The sequence below is a fragment of the Streptomyces sp. NPDC057616 genome (assembly GCF_042800575.1).
Classification (GTDB): Bacteria; Actinomycetota; Actinomycetes; order Streptomycetales; family Streptomycetaceae; genus Streptomyces.
Window position 1 is genome coordinate 69,397 of record NZ_JBHVGU010000033.1, and the last position, 3,895, is coordinate 73,291.

Genomic DNA, 3,895 nt, shown 5'->3' on the forward strand with positions numbered 1-3,895 from the left:
CCACGCGCGCTCATCCTGTGCCGTGCGCGCGGAGCTCGGCGGACGCGCCGCCGGAGTCTCCTCCGGCATGACGGACGTGCGCGTCGGGGCCGGGGAACACCAGCGTCACCTCGTCCGTGTCCGACCAGCGCACCTCGTACGGGGGTGTCCCGTCCTCGTGGCGCAGACCGACGATCTCTCCGTCGCGCCTGGTGGTGCCGGTGGTCGGGCTTTCGACGACAAGTACGTCACCGATATGGGCTCGCATGATCTCCACCCGCCTCCTCGGACTGCTCCTGTACTCAACGTGGCACGCGCGGCGGGCCGCCGCTTGGGCTCGAGAACCCGATCCGAGGGGGCCGAACGTCCCGACCGCCGGGCCGTCCGGCCCCTCAACGGGTGCTTGGGGGCTCTGCTTCGCGCGACCGGTTCCTGTCACGCTGGAAGGGTGGGGGCCGCGGGCCGGACCGTGCCGCCCGGCGGCCGTCCCACCGGGGAGAGGAGGCGCGACATGCAGCACCGTACGGTCGCCGACCTGATGACCCGCGCCGTCGTCCGGGCCCGGCGCGACACACCGTTCAAGGAGATCGTCGAACTGCTGGCGCACAACGGCATCACCGCCGTGCCGGTCGTCGACGAACTGGACCACCCGCTGGGCGTGGTGTCCGAGGCGGATCTGCTGCGCAAGTGCGCCGCCCGGACCGATCAGGCCGGCGCCCCCGCACTTCCCCGTCCCGAGGAATGGGAGCGGGCCAAGGCCGAGGGAGCCCGCGCGGAGGAGCTGATGTCGGCTCCCGCCGTGTGCGCCCGCCCGGAGTGGAGCGTGGTCGAGGCGGCCCGCCTCATGGCGCTCCGCAACATCAAGCGGCTGCCCGTCGTGGACGAGGCGGACCGGCTGAAGGGCATCGTCAGCCGCGGTGACCTGCTGCGGATCTTCCTGCGCCGGGACGACGCGATCCGCGACGAGATCGTCCGTGACGTGCTGCAGCGGACCCTGAACCTGGCCCCCTCGGACGTGACCGCCGAGGTGCGCGAGGGAGAGGTCACGCTCACGGGAACCGTTCAGGTGCCCAGCCTGATCCCGATCGTCGAGCGGCTGTGCCGGAACGTCGACGGTGTGGTGTCGGTTCGGACGCACATCGGCTACCGGACCGGCGCCTCCCGGACGTCTCCGGTCACCGGCTGACCGCCGTGCGCCGTCCCTCGGAGCCCGTGCCCCTCACAGGGGCCAGCCGAGGGGCGGTGGTGCGTCCTCGCGCTTCGGGGTGGCGGCCCCCATGCCCTCGATGTCCCGCTCGGCGATGTCCAGCAGCTGCCGGGCGAGGTCGCGCAGGGCCCTGCCCGCCGCCACCTCGTCCCCGATCTCCGGTACGTCGGGGTCGGTGGGGCTGCGGTACGCGGCGCCGTGGCCGGTGAGCGACGTGGTCCTGGTGTCCAGCGCCACCCGGGCCTTGGTCGTGCCCTCGTCCTCGAAGAGGAAGAGGCGGACCTTCCATTCCGTGGTGTGCGTCATCGCGTGCTCCTCTGTGCGCCTCCATGATCGGACGCCCGTACGGCACGGTCACGGGGCCGAAGGTCCTCGATGACGGGTCCAAGGCGAGTCGCTGCCGGGCACGAAGCCGCTCATGATGGAAGGAGAGGCAGACGGCCCTCCAGGTTCTCTTCGGTCGGGAGGCGGCCATGAAGATCGGAGTGCTGACCGGTGGCGGAGACTGCCCCGGTCTCAACGCCGTGATCCGCAGCGTCGTCCGCAAGGGCAGCCAGGAGTACGGCTTCGAGTTCGTCGGCCTGCGCGACGGCTGGCTCGGCGCCCTCAGGGACAAGGTGGTGCCGCTGGACGTCGACGCCGTGCGGGGCATCCTGCCGCGCGGCGGGACCATCCTGGGCTCCTCCCGCACCAATCCGTTCAAGCACGAGGACGGGGTGCGGCGCATCCGGGACACGCTCGCCGCGCACGGCGTGGACGCACTCGTCGTGATCGGCGGCGAGGACACCCTCGGCGCGGCCACCGAGCTGAGCCGTCACGGCATCCCGCTGGTCGGCGTGCCGAAGACCATCGACAACGACGTGGCCGGCACCGACTACACCTTCGGCTTCGACACCGCGGTCGGCATCGCGACGGAGGCCATCGACCGGCTGCACACGACCGCCGAGTCGCACATGCGCACCCTCGTGGTGGAGGTCATGGGCCGGCACTCCGGGTGGATCGCCCTGCACGCCGGCATCGCGGGCGGCGCCAACGTGATCCTCGTCCCGGAGCGGCCGTTCGACATCGACCAGGTCTGCGGGTGGGTGAAGAGCCGCTTCAAGATCAACTACGCGCCGATCGTCGTCGCCGCGGAGGGGGCCGTGCCCAAGGAGGGGCAGATGATCCTCCAGGACCGGACGCTCGACGAGTACGGCCATGTGCACCTGTCCGGCATCGGCGAGTGGCTGGCCCAGGAGATCTCGCAGCGCACCGGCACGGACGCCCGGACCACGGTCCTCGGGCACATCCAGCGGGGCGGCACACCGAGCGCCTTCGACCGGTGGCTCGCCACCCGCTTCGGTCTGCACGCCGTCGACGCGGTCAAGGACGGCGACTTCGGCACGATGGTGGCCCTGCACGGCACCGAGATCGTCCGCATCCCGCTCGACGAGACCAGGGGCCGGACCAAGGTCGTGGACCCGTCGCTGTACGACGAGTTCGAGGTGTTCTTCGGCTGAACCGCTTCATCGCCGCCGCCGTGCGGCAGGGCCGCCACGGCGCATCCAGGGGAGGAACGATGACCGACATCCAAGCGTTGCTGGGCGACGACGCCAAGGATCTGCTGACCCACACCGCCCGGGGGATTCCCAAGGAGGACCTGGTGCTGCCGGGTCACGACTTCGTCGACCGGGTGATGGCGGCGACCGACCGCTCCCCGCGGGTGCTGCGCAACCTGCAGTCCCTCTACGACCACGGCCGCCTGGCCGGCACGGGCTACGTGTCGATCCTGCCGGTCGACCAGGGCATCGAGCACTCGGCGGCCTCGGCGTTCGCGCCCAACCCGCGCTACCTCGACCCGAGGAACATCGTCGAACTCGCCCTGGAGGGCGGCTGCAACGCGGTCGCCAGCACCCTCGGCGTGCTCGGTGCCGTCTCGCGGCGCTACGCGCACCGCATCCCGTTCATCGTGAAGCTCAACCACAACGAGCTGCTGACCTACCCGAACCACTACGACCAGGTCATGTTCGGCACCGTCCGGCAGTGCTTCGACCTCGGCGCGGCGGGCGTCGGCGCCACCGTCTACTTCGGCTCCGAACAGTCGGACCGTCAACTGCGCGAGGCCAGTGCGGCGTTCGCCGAGGCACACGAGCTGGGCATGTTCACCGTGCTGTGGTGCTACCTGCGCAACTCGGCGTTCAAGAAGGCCGGCGTGGACTACGCGGTGTCCGCCGACCTCACCGGCCAGGCCAACCACCTCGGCGTGACCATCGAGGCCGACATCGTCAAGCAGAAGCAGGCGGAGAACAACGGCGGTTACCGCGCGCTGGGGTTCGGCAAGACGCACCCGCTGCTGTACGGCGAGCTGACCACGGACCACCCGATCGACCTCACCCGCTGGCAGGTGGCCTCCTGCTACATGGGCCGGGTCGGGCTCATCAACAGCGGCGGCGCCTCGGCCGGTCAGGACGATCTCGCCCAGGCCGTGCGGACGGCAGTCATCAACAAGCGGGCCGGCGGCACCGGTCTCATCACCGGCCGCAAGGCCTTCCAGCGGCCGACCCGTGAGGGCGTGGAGCTCCTCCACGCCGTGCAGGACGTCTACCTGGACGACGGCATCACGATCGCCTGACGCGGGCTTGATGCGGGAGCGGGGGCACAGGGTCCCCTCCGGGCCCGGGGCTTCCTCCTGGGTTCCCCCGGGGGTGTGCCCTCCCCTCCCCCCCCCCC

At 71.2% G+C, this 3,895-nt stretch carries 5 protein-coding genes; 3 read left to right on the forward strand and 2 right to left on the reverse strand.

Features of this window, described 5'->3' with window-relative positions; genetic code table 11:
• Window positions 1-10: 10 nt before the first annotated feature.
• Window positions 11-247 (reverse strand): DUF1918 domain-containing protein, encoded by a 237-nt coding sequence (locus ACFU97_RS33780; RefSeq protein ID WP_384264360.1) that lies wholly within the window; start codon window positions 245-247, stop codon window positions 11-13.
• 243 nt (window positions 248-490) lie between these two features.
• On the opposite strand from ACFU97_RS33780, the gene ACFU97_RS33785 reads away from it, so the two are divergent.
• Window positions 491-1,165, forward strand: a complete 675-nt coding sequence (locus ACFU97_RS33785) for a CBS domain-containing protein (RefSeq protein WP_384264300.1) — start codon at window positions 491-493, stop codon at window positions 1,163-1,165.
• Window positions 1,166-1,198: 33 nt separating this feature from the next.
• Here the strand turns inward: ACFU97_RS33785 and ACFU97_RS33790 are convergent, their stop codons facing one another.
• Window positions 1,199-1,492, reverse strand: coding sequence for a DUF1876 domain-containing protein (locus ACFU97_RS33790; RefSeq protein ID WP_384264301.1), 294 nt, complete (start codon window positions 1,490-1,492; stop codon window positions 1,199-1,201).
• A 167-nt stretch (window positions 1,493-1,659) separates the two neighbouring features.
• Between ACFU97_RS33790 and ACFU97_RS33795 the strand changes: the two genes are divergently transcribed.
• Entirely contained in the window at window positions 1,660-2,685 is a 1,026-nt protein-coding gene (locus ACFU97_RS33795; RefSeq protein ID WP_384264302.1) for a 6-phosphofructokinase, read from the forward strand.
• Between the two features lie 59 nt (window positions 2,686-2,744).
• The gene (locus tag ACFU97_RS33800) at window positions 2,745-3,797 is read left to right on the forward strand and encodes a class I fructose-bisphosphate aldolase (protein ID WP_384264304.1); all 1,053 of its coding nucleotides are present in this window, start codon (window positions 2,745-2,747) and stop codon (window positions 3,795-3,797) included.
• Window positions 3,798-3,895 lie beyond the last annotated feature (98 nt).